The organism is Chthonobacter rhizosphaerae (assembly GCF_013839525.1).
In the GTDB taxonomy this organism is placed as follows: domain Bacteria; phylum Pseudomonadota; class Alphaproteobacteria; order Rhizobiales; family Pleomorphomonadaceae; genus Chthonobacter; species Chthonobacter rhizosphaerae.
In genome coordinates this window covers 160143-182537 of record NZ_JACDIS010000003.1, presented here as the reverse complement: position 1 = coordinate 182537, position 22395 = coordinate 160143, and the positions used below count along the sequence as shown (strand labels likewise).

Genomic DNA, 22395 nt, shown 5'->3' with positions numbered 1-22395 from the left:
GCCGGGGCGGCCCGGCTCAGCCCATGTCCACGTCGAGCCCGAGGTCCAGGACCGGCGACGAGTGGGTGATCCAACCGCTTGAAATATAATCGACTCCGGTCTCCGCGACGGCCGCGATCGTGTCAAGCGCGATGGTGCCGGACGCCTCGGTGATCGCCCGCCGGGCCGTGATGGCGACCGCCTCGCGGAGCGTTCCGGGCGCCATGTTGTCGAGGAGCACCACGTCCGGCCCCGCCTCCAGCGCCTCACGGAGCTGGTCGAGCGTGTCCACCTCCACCTCGACCCGGACCAGATGGCCGGAGAAGGCGCGGGCCCGCTCGATGGCGGGTTTGACGCCGCCGGCGACGGCCACGTGGTTGTCCTTGATCAGGATGGCGTCGTCGAGACCGAAGCGGTGGTTGGAGCCGCCGCCGAGCTTGACCGCGTATTTCTCGAACGCCCGGAGCCCCGGCGTGGTCTTGCGGGTGCAGGTGATCCGCGCCGGCGTATGGGCGATGGCGTCGGCGAAGCGGCGGGTCGCGGTGGCGACGCCGGACAGTCGGCCGAGGAAGTTGAGCGCCACCCGTTCGGCGGAAAGCATTGATCTTGCTTCACCTTCCACCGTCGCCACGATGGTGCCGGCGTCGATCCGGGCGCCATCCTGGACGTGCGCGTGGAAGCGGACGTCCGGATCGATCTGCCGGAAGGCGGAGACGGCGAGCGGCAGGCCGGCGATCACGCCCGGCTTGCGGCCGCGGATGACCAGCCGGGCGGCCGTGCCGGGCGGGATCGTCGCCTGGGTGGTGATGTCGCCGGCCCGGCCGAGATCCTCCAGGAGGGCGGCCTTGACGGCGTCGTCAACGAGCGGGCGCGGCAGCGCGGGCGGAAGCGAAACCATCATGCTGTCAACCTCTTGGCATCGGCGAGCGCCGCCGCGGCGGCCTTGGCGGCGGCGAGCGTGGTGACGGTCCGGCGGGCCTGCGCCGGGTCCGCGGCCGGGTGATCGGCGCGGCAATGGCCGCCGCGGGTCTCGGTGCGGGCGAGGGCGGCGGTCGCCACCAGGAGGCCGACGGTCGCCATCAGCCGGGCCCGGCGGGTCGTTCCGGAGGTGGCGATCCGGTCGAGCGCGACCACCGCCTCGGCGAGGTCGTCCCCGGTGCGGACCACGCCCACATGGGCCGACAACACGCGCCTCACCTGCCGTATGTCGTCGGAAATCGGGCGTTCGTCGGCCTCCACATGGCCCACTGTGGCCACCATGTCGCCGACATCGGGGAGATCGACGCCGAAGAGGTCCTCCGCCACGCGGGCGCCGAACACGACCGCCTCCAGGAGCGAGTTGGACGCCAGCCGGTTCGCCCCGTGGACCCCCGTGGACGCGACCTCGCCGACCGCCCAGAGCCCCGGGACGTTCGTGCGGCCACGCGCGCAGGTTGCAATGCCGCCCATGTGGTAGTGAGCGGCGGGGGCGACCGGGATGGGGGCGAGCCGCGGGTCGACGCCGGCGGCCATCGCGGCCGCGAACACCGTCGGGAAGCGGCTCTCGACCCTGTCCCCGATCGCCGCCCGGGTGTCCAGGAAGGCGCCCCGGCCGCTCGCGACCGCCTGGTGCACCGCCCGGGCGACCACGTCGCGCGGAGCGAGTTCCGCGTCCGGGTGGACGCCCTCGAGGAACCGCCGGCCGAACCGGTCGACCAGGATCGCGCCCTCGCCCCGGAGCGCCTCGGTGGCGAGCGGCGCCGGGTCGCGGCCGACCGCGAGCGCGGTCGGATGGAACTGGACGAACTCCGGGTCGGCCACGAGCGCGCCCGCCTCCGCCGCCACCGCGAGCCCGAGGCCGGACGCCTCCGCCGGGTTGGTGGTGACCGCGTAGCAGTGGCCGATGCCGCCGGTGGCGAGCACCACGGCGCCGGCCGGAATGACGAGGCGCGCGCCGCTCGCCATCCGGGCGGAGACGCCGGTCACCCGGCCGTCCTCCACGGCGAGGCGGTCCACCGTCGCGCCTTCCACGACGGTGATGGAGGGCGTGCGCCGGACCGCGGCGACGAGCGCCGCCATGACGGCCGCGCCGGCCCGGTCGCCATCGACCCGGACGATGCGGCGGGCCGAATGGGCGGCCTCGCGGGAGACGGCGAGCCGGCCTTCCAGGTCGCGGTCGAACGGCACGCCGAAGGCGAGAAGGTCGTCGATGCGGGCGGGCGCCTCGCGGGCGACCGCCAGCATGACGGCTTCGTCCACGAGGCCGGCGCCGGCCGCGACCGTGTCGGCGGTGTGCGCCTCCGGACTGTCGCCCTCGCTGACGGCGGCGGCGATGCCGCCCTGGGCCCAGGCGGAGGAGGCGCCCTCGCCGAGCGGCGCGGGGCTGAGCACGGTGACCGGACGGGGCGCGAGCTTCAGGGCGGTGAACAGGCCGGCGAGACCGCCGCCGACGATCAGGATGCGGGACATGGCATGAGACCTCCCCGGGGGACGGGAGAGAGGACCGGGTTGGGCGAGGCGGCCATGACGGCCGCCTCCGGGAGGCGGACGGGAGCGGGCCGGCGGATCAGCCGACCGCGATCATCCGCTCCACGCTCCGCCGGGCCCGGTCGGCGACGGCGGGATCGACGGTCACCTCGCCGGACATGTCGAGGAGCGTCGCCAGGATCTTCTCCAGGGTGATCCGCTTCATGTGCGGGCAGAGATTGCACGGCTTCACGAAGGTGGTCTCCGGCGCCTCGGCGGTGACGTTGTCCGCCATGGAGCATTCGGTGACGAGGAGCGCCTTGCGGGGTTTCCGGCGTTTCACGAAGTCGATCATGTGGGCGGTGGAGCCGGCGAAGTCGGACGCGGCCACGACCTCCGGGGAGCATTCCGGATGGGCGATGATGGTGACGTCCGGATCATCCGCCTTCCAGGCGGCGACGTCCTCGGCGGTGAACCGCTCGTGGACCTCGCAGCGGCCCGCGAAGGTGACGATCTCCACGCGGGTCTTCGCCGCCACGTTCCGGGCGAGATATTCGTCCGGCACCATGATGACCTTCGGCACGCCGAGGCTTTCGACCACCTTCACGGCGTTCGACGAGGTGCAGCAGATATCCACCTCCGCCTTCACGTCCGCCGACGTGTTCACGTAGGCGACGACCGGCGCGCCGGGGTGCAGAGCCTTCAGGCGGCGGACGTCCGCGGCGGTGATCGAGGCGGCGAGCGAGCAGCCGGCCTCGCCGTCCGGAATGAGCACGGCCTTGTCCATGTTCAGGATCTTGGACGTCTCGGCCATGAAGTGGACGCCGCACTGGATGATGACGTCGCCCTTGGCGCGGGTCGCCTCGCGGGCGAGCTGCAGGCTGTCGCCGACGATGTCGGCGACGCCGTGGAAGATTTCCGGGGTCTGGTAGTTGTGCGCGAGGATGACGGCGCCGCGCTGCCGCTTCAGCCGGTTGATGGCGCTGACGAGCGGCGCGTAGACGGGCCATTCGATCGCCGGGATGACGGTGCGCACCTTCTCGTAGACGGGCGCGGTCTCCGCCGCGATCTCCGGCGTCCAGGCGAGATCCGGGCGCGGCAGGCGCTCGAACATCTGGCCGGTGGAGAGCGTCACGGTGGCGGACGACGGCGACAGGGGGGGACGGACGACGCTGTTCATGAGGCCTCACCGACGAGCGGCCACCCCGGGGCGCCGCCTGCTTTCGACGGCTATTTGCTCAAAATGAGCATAAGCCGGCTCCGAAAAAAGCGCCGTTGGGGGCGCCGGTTCTGGGAGGAGAACGAAAGTTATCCTCGGAATGAGCATATAGGCCGGATCGGGGCGGGATGGAAGAGGGAAATGTCGCGAGGTGCGCATCCGAGGAGGAATAGCGCGGGCCGCCGCGTTTGCGGACCATGACGGAGGGCGGGCGGGGGGAAAGGAATGCGTGGGTGGTCCGCGTTCGCGGACCATGACGATGGAGGGTGGGGCGGCGGGGGGCGTCATCCCGGCGGACGGCGGCAGGGCCGTCATCCCGGCGGACGCTGACAGGAGGGCCGTCATCCCGGCGGACGCCGGGATCCAATCGACGGGGCGGTTTGCACGACGGTGGAGGGGGACGGGATCGGGCGCGGCTTGCTGGACGTGAGGTTGGATCCCGGTTTTCACCGGGATGACGGGGAGGGGAGGCGGACGGGGCGACGGATAGGGGAGGCGCGGGCGGGCTGCGTTCGCGGGCGGTGAGGTGCGGTGGGCGGGGGGAATGCGTGGGTGGTCCGCGTTCGCGGACCATGACGATGGAGGGTGGGGCGGCGGGGGGCATCATCCCGGCGGACGGCGGAGGGCCGTCATCCCGGCGGACGCCGGGATCCAATCGACGGGGCGGTTTGCACGACGGTGGAGGGGGACGGGATCGGGCGCGGCTTGCTGGACGTGAGGTTGGATCCCGGTTTTCACCGGGATGGCGACAGAGGGGGGACGTGGGAATGGGATCGGGCGCGGCTTGCTGGACGTGAGGTTGGATCCCGGTTTTCACCGGGATGACGACAGAGGGGGGACGTGGGGACGGGATCGGGCGCGGCTTGCTGGACGTGAGGTTGGATCCCGGTTTTCACCGGGATGACGACAGAGGGGGGACGTGGGAATGGGATCGGGCGCGGCTTGCTGGACGTGGGGATGGATGCCGGTTTTCACCGGGATGACGACAGAGGGGGGACTTGGGGACGGGATCGGGCGCGGCTTGCTGGTCGTGGGGATGGATCACGGCGTCCGCCGGGATGACGAGAAAGGGTGGCGGGGACGGAACGATCAGGGAGAGCGGGGCGGGTTTTCCTTGGACATGAAGATAGGTGATTGCATCCATCACCACTCTTCATTTTGGTCCGGCGAATGGAACCGCTAGAGTGGTGCGGACCGCCGCGCATCGGGACGCGGCCAGTTCGGAACGTGTGTTCATGTCTTCCACCAGTGCCGGTTCACCGGGCGCCCGGGCGGCGGTGCCCGCGTCGGTCGTGCTCGTCTGCGGCTGCCTCATCGCCATCCTGACCTTCGGGCCGCGGTCCACCATGGGCTTCTTCCTGACGCCCATGACGAGCGAGAACGGATGGAGCCGGGAGACGTTCGCGCTCGCGATCGCGTTGCAGAACCTGCTCTGGGGCATGGGACAGCCGTTCGCAGGGATGATCGCGGACCGGTTCGGCACCTGGCGGGTGCTCTCCTCCGGAGCCGCGCTCTACGCGCTCTCGCTCGTCCTGATGGCGCAGACCACCGATCCGGTGACGCTGCAGTTCACCGCCGGCGTGCTCCTGGGGCTCGGCATCGCCGGCTCGGCCTTCTTCATGGTGCTGGCCGCCTTCGCCCGGCTCCTGCCGGAGAGCATGCGCAGCCTCGCCTACGGGCTCGGCACGGCGGCGGGGTCCATGGGCCAGCTGCTGTTCGCGCCGCTCGGGCTCGGTTTCATCGACGCCTACGGCTATCAGAACGCCCTCCTGATGCTGGCGGCCAGCCTGGTCGTGGTGCCGCTGCTCGCCATTCCGCTGAAGGGCAAGCCGGCGCCGACGGGCGGGGTCGGCGGGCGCGACCAGACGATCCGGGAGGCGCTGGGCGAGGCGTTCGGCCACCGGTCCTACTGGCTGCTGGTGGCCGGCTTCTTCGTGTGCGGCTTCCACGTGGCCTTCGTGACCACCCACCTGCCGCCCTACATCGTGGACCAGGGGCTGGATCCCTCGTGGGGCGCCTGGGCGATCGGGCTGATCGGGGCGTTCAACGTGGTGGGCTCGCTGGCGGCGGGGCGGCTGTCGGGCATCTATCCCAAGCGCTGGGTGCTGTCGGTGATCTACTTCGGCCGGGCGGTCGCCTACGGGCTGTTCTGGATCCTGCCGACCTCGTCCACCACGGTGGTGCTGTTCGCGGCGGCGGCGGGCCTCCTGTGGCTCTCCACCGTGCCGCCGACCCAGGGCCTCGTGGGCGTGATGTTCGGCACCCGCTACATCGCCATGCTGTCCGGCTTCGTGTTCTTCTCCCACCAGGTGGGCGCGTTCCTGGGCGTCTGGCTGGGCGGCAGGCTCTACGACACCACGGGCAGCTACGACGGGGTCTGGCTGCTCGGCGTCTTCCTCGGCGTCTTCGCCGGGATCGTGCACCTGCCGATCGTGGAGCGGCCGGTGGCTAGGCTCGCACCGGCGGAATGACGTCGAGGCCCTCGGCGCGCTCGAACGAATAGGGCAGCGGCAGGCCGAGGATGCGGTGCATGAGGTCGTCCACCGCGGCCTCGCCGAACGGCTTCTTCAGGATGTGGGTGGCGCCCGAGCGGGCGAGGCTCTCGCCGTCGCCGGAGATGAGCACGAGGCGCGCGCCCGGGCGGTGCGCCCGGTAGATCCGGTAGGCGCCGACGCCGTCGAGGGCGCCGAGGTTGAGGTCGAGCATGCAGATGTCCGGCCGCTCGCGGACGAAGAGCTCGAACCCGGACACCGCGTCCTCCGCCTCCAGGACGTCGAAGTTGAAGAGGCTTCGGCCGAGGATTCGGCTGATCAGGCGGCGCGCGGTGCCGCTGTCGTCGACGAGGAGCAGGCGCCGCTTCTGCGAGATGAGCGCGAAGGTGTCGAGCACCCGGAGCACGTCTCCCTCGGCGAAGGGCTTCGGCAGGAAGTCGTAGGCGTTCAGAGCCCGGGCGATGCGGATGTTCTCCGGGGTCGAATAGGCGCTGACGAGGGCCACGAAGGTCCTGATGCCGCCCTCGCGGGCGACGGTGAGCGCCTCGATGCCGCTGATGTCCGGGAAGATGACGTCCACGAAGGCGATGTCGAAGCTGTTGGAGGCGAGCGCCGCCATGCAGGCCGCGCCGGTCTCCACCTCGACGATCTCGGTCTTGATCTGGAACGCCTCGATGGCGCTCCGGATGGCCCGGGTCGCAGCCCGGCTGTCATCCGCGATGAGAACGCGCCAATGCAGATCCCGAAACTCGATGTCCAGCACGACCGACCCCCAGCAACCGCTGGAGGGACAGTAAGGCATCGGAGGTAAACCACTTTCCACCGGGACCATGACGCGTGAGGTCATGGTAATCTTTCTGATAACGATGCGGTCAGGCGCGCGATGGCGGCGAACGGTCCGCCTTCCGCCGCGAGCGCCGCGTCCGGATCCACCGCCGCGAGGCCGCGCGTTCCGAACGCGACCTTGACGGCGTCGGCGACCCAGTGCCGGTGACGGGCGGAGCGGGACGCGGCGGCGCGGCCGGGCGCGCCGGACCAGGCCCGATGGGCCTCCACGGCGTCGAGGAGCGAGTCCATGCCCTCGCCGGTGGCGGACGAGAGGGCGAGCACCGGGGGCATCCAGGCGTCTGCGGGCCGAACGGAGAGGGACAGCGCGCCCTGGACGTCGGCGACCGCCCGGCGGGCGGCGGCGCCCATGTCGGCCTTGGTGACCACCACGATGTCGGGGATTTCCATGACGCCGGCCTTCATGAACTGGAGGCTGTCGCCGGAGCCGGGCTGGATGCAGAGCACCACCGTGTCGGCCACGGTGGCGACGTCGGCCTCGGACTGGCCGATGCCGACGCTTTCCACGATCACCCGGTCGTAGACCGCCTGCATGAGGGCGACGGCGCCGACCGCGTGGTCGGAGAGGCCGCCGAGCCGGTCGCGGGCCGCCATGGAGCGCACGAAGATCCGGCGGTCGTCCGGGTCGGTCTTCAGGCGGGTGCGGTCGCCGAGGAGGGCGCCGCGGGTGACCCGCGACGACGGGTCCACCGCGACGACGCCGAGGCTCTCGCCGCGCTCGCGGATGCGCCGGACGAGGGCGTTGGTGAGCGTGGACTTGCCGACGCCCGGCGGGCCGGTGAGGCCGAGCACGTGGCCGCCCGGCCCGGCCACGCAGGCGTCGAGAAGCGCGGCGTGGCGAAGCGTGCCGCCGGTCGTCTCCACGGCCGCGAGGGCGCGGGCGACGGCGGGCTTGCCGCCGGCCCGGATGGCGGTGAGGTCGAGCGGCGCCGGCCTGTCCATGGTGCGATCCCGCGTGTCCGTCACGTCTGCTTCAGCGCCGCCTGGGCGGCGGCGAGCCGGGCGATGGGCACCCGGAACGGGGAGCAGGATACATAGTCGAGCCCCACGCTTTCACAGAAGCGGATCGACGCAGGGTCGCCGCCGTGTTCGCCGCAGATGCCGAGCTTGATGTCGCCCCGCACCGACCGGCCCCGTTCGACGGCGATCCGGACGAGCTCGCCGACGCCCTCCAGGTCGATGGACACGAAGGGGTCGGCCGGCAGGAGGCCCTTGGCCACGTAGGTGCCGAGGAAGGACGCGGCGTCGTCGCGGCTGATGCCGAACGTGGTCTGGGTCAGGTCGTTGGTGCCGAACGAGAAGAAGTGGGCGCACTCGGCGATCTCGGCCGCCCGGAGCGCGGCGCGCGGCAGCTCGATCATGGTGCCGACCTGGTAGCCGAGCCGCTTGCCGGATTCCCGGCTCACCGCCTCGGCGGTCTCGTCGATGATGCGCTTGACGAAGTCGAGTTCGGCGCGGCTGGCGACGAGCGGCACCATGATCTCCGGCATCACCGGCGCGCCGGTGGTGCGGGCCGCCACGATGGCGGCCTCGAAGATGGCGCGGGCCTGCATCTCGGCGATCTCCGGATAGGAGACCGCGAGCCGGCAGCCCCGATGGCCGAGCATGGGGTTGAACTCGGCGAGCTGGTCGACCCGCTCCTTCAGTCGCTCGGGCGAGACCCCGAGGGCGGCGGCGACGGCCGCGATCTCGTCCGGGCCGTGGGGCAGGAACTCGTGCAGCGGCGGATCGAGCAGCCGGATGGTGACCGGCAGGCCGTGCATGATCTCGAACAGGTCGACGAAGTCCTGCCGCTGCATGGGCAGGATCTTGGCGAGCGCCGCCCGCCGGCCCTCGGGCTGGTCGGCGAGGATCATCTCGCGGACGGCGGTGACGCGGCCGTCCTCGAAGAACATGTGCTCGGTGCGGCAGAGGCCGATGCCCTCCGCCCCGAAGGCGCGCGCCGCCCGGGCGTCGGCGGGCGTCTCCGCGTTGGTGCGCACGCGCATGCGGCGGAACTCGTCGGCCCAGCCCATCAGGGCCGCGAACGCGCCGGACAGCTCCGGCTGGCGCATGGGCACCACGCCGGCCATCACCTGGCCGGTGCCGCCGTCGATGGTGATGGTGTCGCCCTCCTTGAACACCCGCCCGGCGGCGGTGAGCGTGCGGCGGGCGGCGTCCACCTTGATGGCGCCGGCGCCGGAGACGCAGGGCTTGCCCATGCCGCGCGCCACCACGGCGGCGTGGCTGGTCATGCCGCCGCGGGTGGTCAGGATGCCTTCCGCGGCATGCATGCCGTGGATGTCCTCCGGGCTCGTCTCCACCCGGACGAGGATGCACGCCACGCCGCGCTGGCGGGCGGCCTCCGCCTCGTCGGAGGTGAACACGATCTCGCCGGACGCCGCCCCCGGCGAGGCCGGCAGGCCGGAGCCGATGACGTCGCGCCGGGCGGCGGGGTCGATGGTCGGGTGGAGGAGCTGGTCGAGGGACGAGGGCTCGATCCGGCGGACCGCCTCCTCGCGGGTGATGAGACCCTCCTCGGCCATCTCCACGGCGATCCGAAGCGCCGCCTCGGCGGTGCGCTTGCCGCTGCGCGCCTGAAGCATCCAGAGCTTGCCGCGTTCGATGGTGAATTCGAGGTCCTGCATGTCGCGGTAGTGCCGCTCCAGCACGCCGCAGATGCGCACGAACTCGCGGAAGGCCTCGGGCAGCACCGCCTCCAGGGACGGGCGGTCGGAATTGGCGGCGATGCGGGCCGCCTCGGTCAGGTCCTGCGGGGTGCGGATGCCGGCGACCACGTCCTCGCCCTGGGCGTTGACCAGGAACTCGCCGTAGAGCGCCTTCTCGCCGGTGGACGGGTTGCGCGTGAAGGCGACGCCGGTGGCGGATGTGTCGCCCATGTTGCCGAACACCATGGCCTGCACGTTCACCGCCGTGCCCCAGGAGGCCGGGATGTCGTGGAGCTTGCGGTAGGTGATCGCCCGGGCGTTCATCCAGCTGCCGAACACGGCCCCGATGGCGCCCCAGAGCTGGACGGTGGGGTCCTGCGGGAAGGGCGAGCCGGTCTCCTCGTGCACCAGGGCCTTGTAGCCCTCCACGACCTTGCGCCAGTCGGCGGCGCCGAGGTCGGTGTCGAGGATGAAGCCCTCGCGCTCCTTGTGGTCGTCCAGGATCTCCTCGAAGGCGTGGTGGTCGACGCCGAGCACGACGTCGCCGTACATCTGGATGAAGCGGCGATAGCTGTCCCAGGCGAAGCGCTCGTCGTCCGCCTCGCGGGCGAGCGCCTCCACAGTGAGGTCGTTGAGGCCGAGATTGAGGACCGTGTCCATCATGCCCGGCATGGAGGCGCGGGCGCCCGAACGCACCGACACCAGGAGCGGGCGCGTCGCGTCGCCGAACCGGCGGCCGGTCTTCTCGGCGAGGAAGTCGAGCGCGGCCTCGACCTGGCCGGCGAGTTCCGCCGGATAGCTCTGGCCGTTGGCGTAGTACCAGGTGCACACCTCGGTCGGGATGGTGAAGCCCGGAGGCACCGGCAGGCCGAGATTCGCCATCTCGGCGAGATTCGCCCCCTTGCCGCCCAGGAGCTCGCGCATGGCCGCCGAGCCTTCCGCCCGACCGTCACCGAAGGTGTAGACCCACTTCATGCCGCTGCCCGTCTTCTGACCCGCTGGATCCGTGTCCAGCCGCGCCACCGTGACGATTGGAGGCGGGCTTGTCGATAGGTCGGAAAGACGATGGGGATTGGGGCAGGGGGGGAGGGGGGAGGGAGTAGGGAGTAGGCAGTAGGGAGTAGGGGCGGCAGTCGGGGTTCGGCAGTCGGGGGTCGGCAGTCGGTATCGGAGGGGCACCCGGCCGTCCTCATCCGTCATCCCGGCGAAAGCCGGGATCCAGCCGACGGCGGGGGCATGTGGAGCGTTGGCGGGTTTGCGACGGTCGGTTGGGCCCCGGCGTTCGCCGGGGTGACGTTGACGGGGGTGGCGGGTTTTCGACGGTCGGTTGTAGCCCGGCGTTTGCGGGGTGACGGTGTCGGGATCGCGCGGCGCCGGGTGCTACCTTGCGCCGACCCGGACGCCGGGGGCGGGGCGTTCGCGGAGGACTTCGCGGCGGAAGCGGAAGAGTTGGGCGGGGCGGCCGCCGGTGCGGTCGGTGCTGGCGCCGGTGGGCTCCACGAGGGCGCCGGTCTCCACGAGACGGCGGAAGTTCTGCTTGTGGAGGTGGCGGCCGGAGATGGCTTCCACGGTGCCCTGGAGGGCCGTCAGCGTGAAGTTGGGCGGCATCAGCTCGAACACCACCGGGCGGTACTTGATCTTGGCCCGGAGGCGCGAGATCGCGGTCGCCAGGATGCGGCGGTGGTCGTGGCGCATGGCGCGGCCCACGAAGCGCGCCGCCCACGGGCGGACCGGCCGGCCGTCGGCGACGGCCTCGGCGACGAGGCCGGCCTCGTAGAGGAGCTCATAGCGCTCCAGCGCTTTCTCCTCGTCCCAGGGCGAGCCGCCGGTGCCGAAGGCGAGCCGGACCCGCTCGACCCGGTCGAGCGGGCGGATGGGGGCGTCGGGCGGCGGCGGCTCGGCCACGAAGGCGTCGAGCGCCGGCAGGATCTCCCGGTCGAGGATGTCCGGGCGGCCGTCGCGCCAGTCCTCCCAGGGGAAGAAATCGTACCACGCCAGCCAGTTCTCGGCCGCGCCGCGCTCCAGGAGGCGGGTCAGCGCCAGGTAGCCGACGGAGACGACGTGGGGCTCCGCGCCGCCGGGCGGGGCGAGGCGGCCCCGGTCGCCGAAGGTGTAGAGCTGTTCCACATAGTCGAGCTCGAGGCCCGTCTGCTCCTCCACCCAGGCCCTGAGGCCGATCTCCAGGGTGCGGTGGACGACCGGGTCGAACGGTCCGAAGGGGAGGGCGGGCGCCTCGCCGGGGACGGTGTAGACGCGCGGAATGCCGCTCTCCACCGCCACGATGGCCGCGTTCAGCCCGATTTCGATTGCCGTTCGGCGATGCTCGGCCATGGACTTCGGATGCTCGTTCACGATGTCGCCTGGACCGCCGCGGCCACCCGGGCGAGCGGCAGTTCGAAGGGCGTGCCCTCGAACGCGTCCGCCCCGCGGCCGATCGCCTCCACGGCCCGGACCATCCGGCCGCCGCGGCCGAGGATCTCGTCCGCGATGGCGACGATGCGGGCGTTCGGGGTGGCGGAGGGCGCGAGGCGGCGCAGATCGAGCGCCAGCTGCTCCTCGTCCATGTCCGGGTTGAGGGCGCAGACCGTGGAATAGGCCGCGGCGGTGGAGCGCGAGATGCCGGCGTAGCAGTGGATGACGAGCGGCGCGGACCGATCCCATGCGGCCACCCACTCGAACAGGGCGGCGACGTGCTGGTGGCCGGGCGTGATGAGGCCGGGCGCCACCTCGACGATGTCGTTCATGGCCAGGAACAGGTGGTCGTCATGGGCGATGGAGGCCGGCAGCCGCATGGGCGTGCCGAAGTTGACGAGCGACACCACCTTGCGGGCGCCGGTCCGGGTCACGGTCTCTTCCAGCCTTGCGAGTGAACAGACGTGAATCATGACACATGCTCCGGATGGGGCCGAACGAGGCGGCCGCGCGACTTGGATACCACCGACAGCGGGACGCTTGCACTAGCCTCAATAGGCGAAGCCGTCATCCGCAGAAGCGTTCGATGGCGGCGAACCGCTCCAGGAAGCGGTCCTGCGCCTCCGGCGTCGGCCAGGGCGAAAGGCCGAGGCGCGGGCCTTCCGGGGTCTGACGGCCGATGCCGCGCGGCACGCCGAAGACCTTGCGCGCCTCCTGGTCGGAGAAGCCGGCGAGCTCCACCGCCTCGAAATAGGCGGCGATTCGGTCGGCCTTCTTGGTGAGGAGCCTCAGCTTCTCCGGCGTCTCGGCCGGCAGGCCGAAGCGCTGGTGGATGGCGCCGGCGAGCCGGGCCTCCACGGTCTTGTAGGCGCCGCCCATGACCGCCTTGAAGGGCGAAATCATGTCGCCGATCACATATTCGGGGGCATCGTGGAGAAGGACCGTCAGCCGCTCGCGCGGGGAGAGGGCGGGGGCTATCAGGCCGGCGACGTCCTCCACCAGCAGGGAATGCTGGGCGACCGAGAAGGCGTGGTCGCCCACGGTCTGGCCGTTCCAGCGGGCCACCCTGGCGAGGCCGTGGGCGATGTCGCCGATCTCCACATCGAGGGGCGAGGGATCGAGGAGGTCGAGCCGGCGGCCGGACAACATGCGCTGCCAGGCGCGCGCGGCATCCCGCTCGGCGGCCCGGCTCATTCCGCCTCGCCGCCCGCCGGCCAGCCGTAGCCCGCCCAGGCGGGCAGGGCGATGCGGACCGGCACGTCGCCGACGAGGACGGGAGCGCCCGCGTCCATGGCGTCCTTCACCCGGTCGAGCCGCACGATGGCGAGGCCCGCCGCGCCGTCCACCGAGCCGAGGCCGCCGACGGGGCGGCCGGCGGCGGTGATCTCGCCGCCGGTGGTGGGCAGGGGAGCGTCGGCCGTCACCACGACCGGCCGGCGGCGGGCGGTGGAGCGGTGCTGCATGCGGCTGACCACCTCCTGGCCCACGTAGCAGCCCTTCCTGAAGTCCACGCCGTGAAGCTGGTCGAGGGCGATGTCGTGCGGGAAGGGGTCGCCGAGGGCGAAGTCGATCCCGGCCTCCGGCACCGCGAGACGGGTGCGGTGGGCCTGCCAGGCGGCCTCGTCGGCGAGGGTGGCGGCAAGGTCGGGCGGGGCGGCGCGGGGGCCGTAGGCGCGCCAGCCGAGGCCGTCCACCCGCGGGTCGCGGACGATCCGGCCCGGACCGGCCGGCGGCGCGCCGTCGCTCCAGACGGCGCGCACCGCGATGTCGGCGGTGACGTCGGCGACCGTGACGGCGGCGCGGAGCTTGTAGAGGGTGAAGCGCTTGACGAGGTCCGCCGCGGCGGCCTTCGGCACGTCGAGGAGAAAGCCGCCGTCGATCCGCACCATCAGGAAGTCGGCGAGGACCTTGCCCTGGGGCGTCAGCAGGGCGGCGTAGGCGGCGGCCTCGTCGGTCGCGCCGTCCGTGTCGGTGGTGACGAGCCGGTCGAGGAGGGCGGCGGCGTCGGCGCCGGTGATGCTGAGGACCGACCGGGAGGACAGGTCCGCGACGAAAGCGCCGGTCATGTCGGCGGCTCCTCTGGCAAGCGGGCTTCGGAACAGGAGGGTTCCCTTGAAGTAGCCGCCCGGGAGCGGCCGGGCAAGCGGGAGGCCGGAGGGCGACGGCGTCGGAGAGCGGCGACGGGGGGCGGGCGGAGGTTCGTGGGGCGCACAATTCGATCGGAAAAGGGAGACGACCCCTTCCGGCCGGCTGCGCCGGCCACCTTCCCCTAAGGGGAAGGATGTCGCAGATCCGGTCCCGGCCGTTTGCTGTCGCACGGCGGCGGCCCTGTCGCTATAAGGCGGCGATGCCTTGAGGCGGCCGGGAGCTTTCCATGTCGGACACCTTCGATCTCATCCTGAAGAATGGCACCGTGGTGAACCAGGACGGCGTCGGCGTGCGCGACGTCGGCATCCGGGGCGGACGGATCGCTGCGCTCGGCAGCCTGGACGCGGCGGCCGCGGGCGAGGTGATCGACGCCACCGGGCTGCACGTGCTGCCGGGGGTGATCGACACCCAGGTGCACTTCCGCGAGCCGGGCGCCACCCACAAGGAGGACCTGGAGACCGGCTCCCGCGCCGCCGTGATGGGCGGCGTGACGGCCGTGTTCGAGATGCCGAACACCAACCCGCTGACCACCACGGCCGAGCGGCTGGCCGAGAAGGTGGCCGCCGGCACCGACCGGATGCACTGCGACTTCGCCTTCTGGGTGGGCGGCACCCGGCAGACCGTGGCGGACATCCCGGAGCTGGAGCGGCTGCCGGGGGCGGCGGGCATCAAGGTGTTCATGGGCTCGTCCACGGGCGACCTCCTGGTGGAGGACGACGCGGGCGTCGCCGCCATCCTGTCGGCGACGCGCCGGCGCGCGGCCTTCCACTCGGAGGACGAGTTCCGCCTGCGCGAGCGCAAGGACCTGAGGGTGCCGGGCGATCCGTCGTCCCATCCGGTTTGGCGCGACGCGGTGGCGGCGCTCCGGTGCACCGAGCGGCTGGTGCGGATCGCCCGGGAGACGGGGGCGCGCATCCACGTGCTCCACATCTCCACCGGCGACGAGATGGACTTCCTGAAGGACCACAAGGACGTGGCCTCCTGCGAGGTGACGCCGCACCACCTGACGCTGACCGACGAGGCCTATGGCCGGCTCGGCACCCTGGTGCAGATGAACCCGCCCGTGCGCTCGGCCGCGCACCGGGAGCGGATCTGGTGGGGCGTGTCGCAGGGCGTCGCCGACATCCTCGGCTCCGACCACGCGCCGCATACGCTGGAGGAGAAGGCCAAGCCCTATCCGGACAGCCCGTCGGGCATGACCGGCGTGCAGACCCTGGTGCCGGTGATGCTGGACCACGTGAACGCCGGGCGGCTGACGATCGAGCGCTTCGTCGACATGACGAGCGCCGGCCCGGCGCGCCTGTTCGGCATCGCCGGCAAGGGGCGGATCGCGGTCGGCTACGACGCGGACCTGACGGTGGTGGACCTGAAGCGGCGGCAGACGATCACCAACGGCTGGATCGCCTCGCGCTCCGCCTGGACGCCCTACGACGGCGTGACGGTGACCGGCTGGCCGGTGGGCACCATCGTGCGCGGCAACCGCGTGATGTGGGAGGGCGACCTCACCGGGCCGAGCGCCGGCCGGCCGGTGCGGTTCGGCGAGACGCTGGGGCGGGGTTGACGGGCGGGGACGCGGCGGCCCTTGCGCGCCGGCGGGGAAGCCGGCCTGACGCCGGCACCGACCGGAAAGGCCGGCGCCGGCCTTTGTTCGGCGTCAGCCGCCGCCCTTGCGGTCGCGGTCGATCTCGCCTTCCTTCTGGAGGCGGGGCTCGCCGGCACCGCCCTGCTCGTGCTCGCTGCGCCACTCGTCCGTGAGCTTCTGGTCGATCTGGTTCTTGTCGGCGTTCCGGCCGGCGCCACCCATGCCCTGCTGGCTGCCGGGCAACCCGGTTCCCTGCTGACGGCTCATGGCTCTCTCCATCCTGTCGGCCCCCGTCCGGGCAACGACCGCGCGGTCGTCCGGTTCCGGGGCGCCGTCACCCGCCCCCCGTCAGAACAGGCTGCCCTGGCGGGGCGGCTCCTCGGCCTCGTCGGTCGGTTCGGGCCCGGCGTCGACCGTGACGGGCTCGCTGACGGGGTCCTGCACGCTCGGGTCGTCGTTGCGGACGGCGTTGACCTTCTGGCTGACCGGGATGGCCTCGAAGAGGTCGTCCGGCGCGGGCTTCAGGAGGTCGGCCACGTGGCGCGGCTCGTTGGCGCCGGTGTCGAGCCAGCGGTCCCAGTCGGCCTCGGGGATGACCACGGGCATGCGGTCGTGGATGTCGGCCATCAGGCGGTTGGCGCCGGTGGTCAGGATGGCGGCGGTGTCGATCTCGCTGCCGTCGGCGCCCATCCAGGCCTCCCAGAGGCCGGCGAAACCGACGGCGCCGCCGTCGCGCGGGCGGATGAAGAAGGGCTGCTTGACGGTGCCGACGCGGCGCCACTCGTAGAAGCCGCTCGCCGGCACCAGGCAGCGGCGGTGGCGCATGGCGGCCCGGAAGGCGGGCTTCTCCGCCACCGTCTCGGACCGGGCGTTGAGGAGGAGCGTGAAGCTGCCCGGGTCCTTCACCCACGACGGGATCAGGCCCCAGCGCACCAGGTGAAAGTGCCGCTCGCCGTGGTCGGCGCGCACGATGGCGATCGGCTGGGTGGGCGCGATGTTGTAGCGCGGCGGGAAGTTGGGCGTCTCCACGTAGCGGAAGAGCTTCTTCAGCTCCTCCGGCGTCATCGTGAGAGTGTACCGACCGCACATCCGGGGAGCCTCGCCGCAGGAATCCGCTTTCCATGATATTACTGTAAGCACTTTGGCAACTGAACCCGCGATAGCGTCCGTCGTGCGGAGCCGAGGGGAATGGGGGCACTCAGTGGGCGGTGGGCTGGTCATCGAGATGGAGGAGGCGGATCTTTCGCCTCAGCGCCTCGCCGAGGCCAACATCCATCCGGACACGCGCCTCGCGACCGATTACCTGAACCACTTCAACGAGGTGGTGATGCTGATCGACATGCTGCCGACCATGCCGGACTTCGCCCCCGAGGTGGTGGCCTGGGAGCCGCGCTCCTACGTGGAGCACTTCCGCAATTCGCGCTTCAAGGCCCGCGATCTCGCCATCCAGGCCTACGAGGCCGTGAACCCGGTCCGCCGCGCCGCGTTCGAGGCGACGATCCGGGAGACCGAGAAGGCGCTCGGCGCCGTCCAGACCATGATCGTGGAGGCGCCGCTCGACGGCCTGCCGCACGAGGCCATCGCGGACCTGACCGAGATGCGGGTCAAGCCGCTGCTCGCCCACGCCATGGGGCTGATCAACGGCGGTCCGCCGGTGTTCGCTTTCGCGGACGAATCCGCCGACACCCAGTCGGCGATCGACGCGCTGTTCACGTGAGCCGCCCGCCCGGCCCTCGCCTGGCGGTGAGCGTCGGCGCGTGGCGGGACGGGCGCGTGCTGCTGGTGCATCGAAAGCGGCCGCCGCTCGCCGGGCTCTGGACCTTCCCGGGCGGGCACGTGGAGCTGGGCGAGGCGGTCGAGGACGCCGCCCGGCGCGAGGTGCTGGAGGAGACCGGCCTCCACGTGACCATCACGGGCGCGCCGCTGGTGCACGAGATCGTCACCCGCGACACGGCCGGCGCGATTCTTTCCCACCACGTGCTGCTGGTCTACGCGGCCCACGCCGCCACCGGGGATCCGGTGGCGGCGAGCGACGCGGCGGCGGCGGACTTCTTCACGCCGGAGGCGGCCGCCGGACTGGCGTCGACGCCGCGCCTCGACTACTTCATCGCCGAGACCGGCGCGCGCTTGATGGCGGGCCGGCGGTCCTGAAGCCTGAGATCCCGCATGGCCTTGAAGCGGTCTTTCGTTCCCGTCCTCGCCCTTGCCGTCGCGCTCGCCGGCGCGGCGGGCGGATCCGCGCCGGCCCGAAGCCAGGACCGGCCGGCCTACGAGGCGGACCTCCTCGCCCTCGCGGGCATCCTCGGCGCGGTCTCCTATCTCGACTCGCTCTGCGGCAACGCCGAATCGGGCGTCTGGCGCGCGCGGATGAAGGCGCTCGTGGACGCCCAGAAGATGAGCCCGGAGGACCGGCGGCGCTATGTGGACGTCTACAACCGCGGCCAACGCACCTTCGCGTCGGTCCACCGGGTCTGCACGGACGAGACCCGGGCGGTGCTCGCCCACTACCTGGAGGACGGCGCCGCGATCGCGGAACGGCTGGAGGAGAAGTACGGCCGGGGCGCGGGCTGAGATGCGTGGTTAACGATTTATCAACACCTTAAGCGCCGCCGCGTTAACGGTGATTAACGAACCGGATTGCCGTTGGGAGTCAGCCTGATACGTTGGTCGCGGGATGGCGGCCGACTCGCGCGATCGACAAGATGCGGGCGACGCCGACAGATACGCAGTCGAAGGTGGTAGCCCCATGCGGGATGAGGTTTTGGAGCCGGTGGAGGTCGCGCAGACCGACACGGCCAAGCGAAAGGCCATGGGCTATCTGGAGAGGGCGTTCGACGACGCCGAGGCCGAGGGCGTGCCGGTGGACGCCGTCGCCCATGCGGCGCTGTTCGCGGCCATCACCACCCTGGTGGACTGCTTCGGCGAGGACTGCGTAGCGTCCATGATCTCCGAGCTTCCCGAGCGGATCCATTCCGGCGGCTACACGCTCCTGCGCACGCTGCAGTAGGCCGCGGCGGGGCGTCGCCATCCGGGGGCACGTTGCCGGAAGGCGACACCGGGCGTCCATCAGCGACCCGCGGATGAAGGATATCGCGCTGCGGCAGGCCATCGTGGCATGCTGCGCGGGACGAGCCGCGACCCGCGGCCGTGGATCCGAATGCGGCCGGCAACCTCGCCGGGAACCTCAATGACGACGATCTCGCTCGCGGCCCTCGTGCCTGTGACGGTGCTTTCCCTCGCGATTCCGGCGCTGGCCGGGACGGTCCCGCCCAAGGCGGCCACGCCGGCCTTCGGGCTGGCGGCCGCCCCCATGGGAAACGACCGGACGGCGCCGCCGGCCTTCCAGATCCCGCGCGAGGGCTGGCCGACCGCCGAGGAGCCCGCGGACGTCCAGGAGGGCGGCGACGTGCCGCCGGAGCCGGACGTGGAGCCCGAGACCGCCACCGAGCCGCCTGCGTCGCCTCCGGACGGACCCCTGCCCGACATCCGCTATGGCGTCGGCGACCTTCCGGAGCCCGTGGCCCGCACGCGGCAGGCCCTGATCGACGCCGCCCGGACCGGCGACCCGGACCGGTTGGCCGAGATGGCGCGCGCCGCGCCCGAGCCGCCGGCCCTGTCGTCCATCGACGGGGGCGAGCCGCTGGATCTCCTCGTCGCCCAGTCGGGCGACCCGGAGGGCCGGGAGATCCTCGCCATCCTGCTCGACGTGCTCGACGCCGGTTTCGTGGAGGTGGAGGACGTGCCGGGTCGGAAGAAGTTCGTCTGGCCCTATTTCGCCCGCATGCCGGCGGACCGGCTGACCCCGCCCCAGATGGTGGAACTGTTCCGCATCATCACGGCCGGCGACTTCGACGAGATGAAGAACGCCGGCACCTACGTGTTCTATCGCGTGGAGATCGACGCGGACGGGCGCTGGCTGGCCTTCCTGGCCGGCGAATAGCGGCGGTTCGCGCGTCGCGAGCCGGCCGGGCCGAGCTGCCCAACGAAGCTGCCCCGGAAGCGGAATGGCGTCAGCCGCCGGTGCGGCCGTCGGCGATGACGCGGCCGGGGGAGAGGATGCCCCTGGGATCCAGCGCGGCCTTGAGGGCCCGCATGACGTCGAGGTCCACGTCGTCCTTCACGTTTTCCAGGAGATCGCGCTTCAGGCGGCCGACGCCGTGCTCGGCGGCGACCGAGCCCTCGTAGCGGGCGACCACCGCGTGGACCATGGCGTTCATGCGGTCCCATTCGGCCAGGAAGGCGGCCTTGTCGCCCCCGACCGGCTGGCTGACGTTGAAGTGGATGTTGCCGTCGCCCATGTGGCCGAACGGCACCGGGCGGCAGCCCGGGAAGGCGGCCTCCACGGCGGCGATGGCCTCGTCCAGGAAGTCCGGCACGTCGGTGACGGCCACCGAGACGTCGTGCTTGATCGACGCGCCCTCGTGCTTCTGCACCTCCGACATGCCGTGGCGGAGCCGCCAGAAGTCCGCCGCCTGGGCCGCCGACTGGGCGATGACGGCGTCCTCGATCTCGCCGGCGTCGAGCGCCTCGGCGAGGCAGGCCTCCATGGCCCGGCGGGCGCCGCCGTCGGCGAGATTGCCCGACACTTCCACGAGCGCGTACCAGGCGTGGGCGCAGGTGAGCGGCCGGCGGGCGCCCGGCAGGTGGCGGACCGCGAAGTCGAGGCCGCGGCCGATCATCAGCTCGAACCCGGTGAGGCCGAAGCCCGCGGCCGCCTGGGCCCGGCCGAGAAGCGCGAGGGCGGAGCGGGGGGAGGGCATGCCCGCGAAGGCGACGGCCGTTTCGGCGGGACGGGGGAAGAGCTTCAGGGCGGCGGCCGTCACCACCCCGAGGGTGCCTTCCGAGCCGATGAAGAGCTGCTTCAGGTCGTAGCCGGCGTTGTCCTTGCGCAGGCGCTTCAGGCCGTGGAGGACGCGGCCATCGGCCAGCACCACTTCCAGGCCGAGCACCAGGTCGCGCATGGTGCCGTAGGCGAGGACCGCCGTGCCGCCGGCGTTCGTCGCCACGTTGCCGCCGATGCGGCAGGAGCCCTGGGAGCCGAGGGTCAGCGGGAACAGGCGACCGGCCGCCTCCGCGGCCTCGTGCACGGCCTGCAGGGTGACGCCGGCCTCCACCACGATGGCGTTGCCCGGCGCGTCCACGGACCGGATCCGGTTCAGCCGTTCCAGGGACAGGACCACCTCGCCGGCGCCTGGGACGGGGGTCTGGCCGCCGACGAGGCCCGTGTTGCCGCCCTGCGGCACGATGGCCGTGCCGGTGCGCTGGGCGAGCCGCAGGATGGCGGCGACCTCCGCCGTCGAGCCGGGGCGGAGCACCACGGGCGTCTCGCCGCGGTAGAGGTCGCGCCACTCCACGAGGTAGCGGGCCTGGTCGGCAGGGTCGGTGAGCGCATGGCCCGGTCCGACCAGGGCGGCGAAGCGGGCGATCAGATCGGCGGTGGGGGCGTGACGCATGGGCGCGACGTTAAACCGGCGTGTGAAGGGCGTCGAGGCGGCCCCTGGTCGTGACCGGGCGGAGAGAGACGTGGAAGCCGCACGCCGACATATATTTATGCGGAATTCTTTATACGCCTAATGAGGCAAGGTCTTGCGGCGGCCTTCCTTGGCCGGACTGTCGCCGTCGACAGGTAAGATGAGCGGGGCGGACGGCTCCCGACCGGAGCCGGACGGGCCGGGACAGGCGGTCGCAGGGCCGTCCGCCTGCGGCAGCCTGACGCGGACGCGGCTTGCCATGATCGTCACGGCTGTGCCATACGGTGCCGGCCTTCAAGAAGCGCCAAGGGGCATGGAGACAACGATGGCCGAGTCGAATGGGTTGATGGCGGGCAAGCGCGGCCTGGTCATGGGTGTCGCCAACAACCGTTCGATCGCCTGGGGCATCTCCAAGGCGGCCCGCGCCGCCGGTGCGGACCTGGCCTTCACCTACCAGGGCGACGCGCTGCGCAAGCGCGTGGAGCCGCTGGCGCAGGAGCTGGGCGGCGTGGTGGCCGGCCACTGCGACGTGACGGACCCGGCCTCCATGGACGCGGTGTTCGCCGACCTGGAGCGGCGCTGGGGCACCATCGACTTCGTCGTGCACGCCATCGCCTTCTCCGACAAGGACGAACTGACCGGCCGCTACGTGGACACGTCGGCCGACAACTTCCAGAAGACGATGCTGATCTCGTGCTACTCGCTGACGGCGGTCGCCCAGCGGGCCGAGAAGCTGATGCCGAACGGCGGCTCCATCCTGACGCTGACCTACTACGGCGCCGAGAAGGTGATGCCGCACTACAACGTCATGGGCGTCGCCAAGGCGGCCCTGGAGGCGAGCGTGCAGTATCTGGCCGTCGACCTCGGCCCGAAGCAGATCCGCGTGAACGCCATCTCGGCCGGCCCGATCAAGACCCTGGCCGCCTCGGGCATCGGCGACTTCCGCTACATCCTGAAGTGGAACGAGTACAACGCCCCGCTCCGCCGCACCGTGTTGATCGAGGAGGTGGGCGACAGCGGGCTCTACTTCCTGTCCGACCTCAGCCGCGCCGTGACGGGCGAGGTCCACCACGTGGACAGCGGCTACCACGTGGTCGGCATGAAGGCGGTGGACGCGCCGGACATCAGCGTGGTGAAGGACTGACGGCGGTCG

At 71.8% G+C, this 22395-nt stretch carries 21 protein-coding genes; 8 read left to right on the top strand and 13 right to left on the bottom strand.

The window, feature by feature from the left end; all coding sequences use genetic code 11:
• Positions 1 to 16 precede the first annotated feature (16 nt).
• From nadC to nadA, 3 genes are all read right to left on the bottom strand, one after another.
• A complete protein-coding gene (nadC, locus tag HND91_RS07090; protein WP_246329341.1) occupies positions 17 to 880 on the bottom strand; it encodes a carboxylating nicotinate-nucleotide diphosphorylase in 864 nt (287 codons plus the stop codon).
• Positions 877 to 2427: an L-aspartate oxidase gene (locus HND91_RS07085; protein WP_181705854.1), complete on the bottom strand. Its 1551-nt coding sequence runs from the start codon at positions 2425 to 2427 to the stop codon at positions 877 to 879. The genes nadC and HND91_RS07085 overlap by 4 nt, the downstream gene beginning before the upstream one ends.
• 97 nt (positions 2428 to 2524) lie before the next feature.
• Positions 2525 to 3604 (bottom strand): quinolinate synthase NadA, encoded by a 1080-nt coding sequence (gene nadA / locus HND91_RS07080; RefSeq protein WP_181705853.1) that lies wholly within the window; start codon positions 3602 to 3604, stop codon positions 2525 to 2527.
• 1274 nt (positions 3605 to 4878) lie between these two features.
• On the opposite strand from nadA, the gene HND91_RS07075 reads away from it, so the two are divergent.
• Entirely contained in the window at positions 4879 to 6114 is a 1236-nt protein-coding gene (locus HND91_RS07075; RefSeq protein ID WP_181705852.1) for an MFS transporter, read from the top strand.
• On the opposite strand, the gene HND91_RS07070 is transcribed toward HND91_RS07075, so the two are convergent.
• The 7 genes from HND91_RS07070 to ygfZ all read right to left on the bottom strand — a co-directional run bounded on the left by HND91_RS07070 (position 6092) and on the right by ygfZ (position 14107).
• Complete coding sequence (locus tag HND91_RS07070; RefSeq protein ID WP_181705851.1) at positions 6092 to 6898, bottom strand: response regulator; 807 nt, start codon at positions 6896 to 6898, stop codon at positions 6092 to 6094. The genes HND91_RS07075 and HND91_RS07070 overlap by 23 nt on opposite strands.
• An 80-nt stretch (positions 6899 to 6978) precedes the next feature.
• A complete protein-coding gene (gene meaB / locus HND91_RS07065) occupies positions 6979 to 7923 on the bottom strand; it encodes a methylmalonyl Co-A mutase-associated GTPase MeaB (RefSeq protein ID WP_181705850.1) in 945 nt (314 codons plus the stop codon).
• Positions 7924 to 7943: 20 nt separating this feature from the next.
• Complete coding sequence (ppdK, locus tag HND91_RS07060; RefSeq protein WP_181705849.1) at positions 7944 to 10604, bottom strand: pyruvate, phosphate dikinase; 2661 nt, start codon at positions 10602 to 10604, stop codon at positions 7944 to 7946.
• Between the two features lie 405 nt (positions 10605 to 11009).
• Positions 11010 to 11960 carry an NUDIX hydrolase gene (locus tag HND91_RS07055; RefSeq protein WP_181706070.1) on the bottom strand — a complete coding sequence of 317 codons (951 nt, stop codon included), beginning with the start codon at positions 11958 to 11960 and terminating at the stop codon, positions 11010 to 11012.
• A gap of 17 nt (positions 11961 to 11977) precedes the next feature.
• The gene (locus HND91_RS07050) at positions 11978 to 12514 is read right to left on the bottom strand and encodes a tyrosine phosphatase family protein (protein WP_181705848.1); all 537 of its coding nucleotides are present in this window, start codon (positions 12512 to 12514) and stop codon (positions 11978 to 11980) included.
• A gap of 94 nt (positions 12515 to 12608) precedes the next feature.
• Positions 12609 to 13235, bottom strand: coding sequence for an HD domain-containing protein (locus HND91_RS07045; protein WP_181705847.1), 627 nt, complete (start codon positions 13233 to 13235; stop codon positions 12609 to 12611).
• Positions 13232 to 14107 (bottom strand): CAF17-like 4Fe-4S cluster assembly/insertion protein YgfZ, encoded by an 876-nt coding sequence (gene ygfZ, locus HND91_RS07040; RefSeq protein ID WP_181705846.1) that lies wholly within the window; start codon positions 14105 to 14107, stop codon positions 13232 to 13234. Before ygfZ ends, HND91_RS07045 begins: the two co-directional genes overlap by 4 nt.
• 308 nt (positions 14108 to 14415) lie before the next feature.
• Between ygfZ and HND91_RS07035 the strand changes: the two genes are divergently transcribed.
• Positions 14416 to 15750: a dihydroorotase gene (locus HND91_RS07035; RefSeq protein ID WP_181705845.1), complete on the top strand. Its 1335-nt coding sequence runs from the start codon at positions 14416 to 14418 to the stop codon at positions 15748 to 15750.
• A 93-nt stretch (positions 15751 to 15843) separates the two neighbouring features.
• Here the strand turns inward: HND91_RS07035 and HND91_RS07030 are convergent, their stop codons facing one another.
• Together HND91_RS07030 and HND91_RS07025 are read right to left on the bottom strand one after the other, a co-directional pair.
• Positions 15844 to 16038 (bottom strand): hypothetical protein, encoded by a 195-nt coding sequence (locus HND91_RS07030; protein WP_181705844.1) that lies wholly within the window; start codon positions 16036 to 16038, stop codon positions 15844 to 15846.
• Positions 16039 to 16119: 81 nt separating this feature from the next.
• Positions 16120 to 16860, bottom strand: a complete 741-nt coding sequence (locus tag HND91_RS07025; protein WP_181705843.1) for an SOS response-associated peptidase — start codon at positions 16858 to 16860, stop codon at positions 16120 to 16122.
• A 112-nt stretch (positions 16861 to 16972) separates the two neighbouring features.
• Here HND91_RS07025 and HND91_RS07020 point away from each other — a divergent pair, with 112 nt between their 5' ends.
• The 5 genes from HND91_RS07020 to HND91_RS07000 all read left to right on the top strand — a co-directional run bounded on the left by HND91_RS07020 (position 16973) and on the right by HND91_RS07000 (position 19711).
• Entirely contained in the window at positions 16973 to 17488 is a 516-nt protein-coding gene (locus tag HND91_RS07020) for a hypothetical protein (protein WP_210272617.1), read from the top strand.
• Complete coding sequence (locus HND91_RS07015) at positions 17485 to 17922, top strand: NUDIX domain-containing protein (protein ID WP_181705842.1); 438 nt, start codon at positions 17485 to 17487, stop codon at positions 17920 to 17922. Before HND91_RS07020 ends, HND91_RS07015 begins: the two co-directional genes overlap by 4 nt.
• A 15-nt stretch (positions 17923 to 17937) precedes the next feature.
• Positions 17938 to 18342: a TIGR02301 family protein gene (locus HND91_RS07010; protein ID WP_181705841.1), complete on the top strand. Its 405-nt coding sequence runs from the start codon at positions 17938 to 17940 to the stop codon at positions 18340 to 18342.
• A gap of 175 nt (positions 18343 to 18517) precedes the next feature.
• Positions 18518 to 18778, top strand: a complete 261-nt coding sequence (locus tag HND91_RS07005; protein WP_181705840.1) for a hypothetical protein — start codon at positions 18518 to 18520, stop codon at positions 18776 to 18778.
• A gap of 180 nt (positions 18779 to 18958) precedes the next feature.
• Complete coding sequence (locus tag HND91_RS07000; RefSeq protein ID WP_181705839.1) at positions 18959 to 19711, top strand: hypothetical protein; 753 nt, start codon at positions 18959 to 18961, stop codon at positions 19709 to 19711.
• Between the two features lie 70 nt (positions 19712 to 19781).
• Here the strand turns inward: HND91_RS07000 and HND91_RS06995 are convergent, their stop codons facing one another.
• Complete coding sequence (locus HND91_RS06995) at positions 19782 to 21224, bottom strand: FAD-binding oxidoreductase (RefSeq protein ID WP_181705838.1); 1443 nt, start codon at positions 21222 to 21224, stop codon at positions 19782 to 19784.
• 343 nt (positions 21225 to 21567) lie between these two features.
• Between HND91_RS06995 and fabI the strand changes: the two genes are divergently transcribed.
• Complete coding sequence (fabI, locus tag HND91_RS06990; protein WP_181705837.1) at positions 21568 to 22386, top strand: enoyl-ACP reductase FabI; 819 nt, start codon at positions 21568 to 21570, stop codon at positions 22384 to 22386.
• Positions 22387 to 22395: the final 9 nt, after the last annotated feature.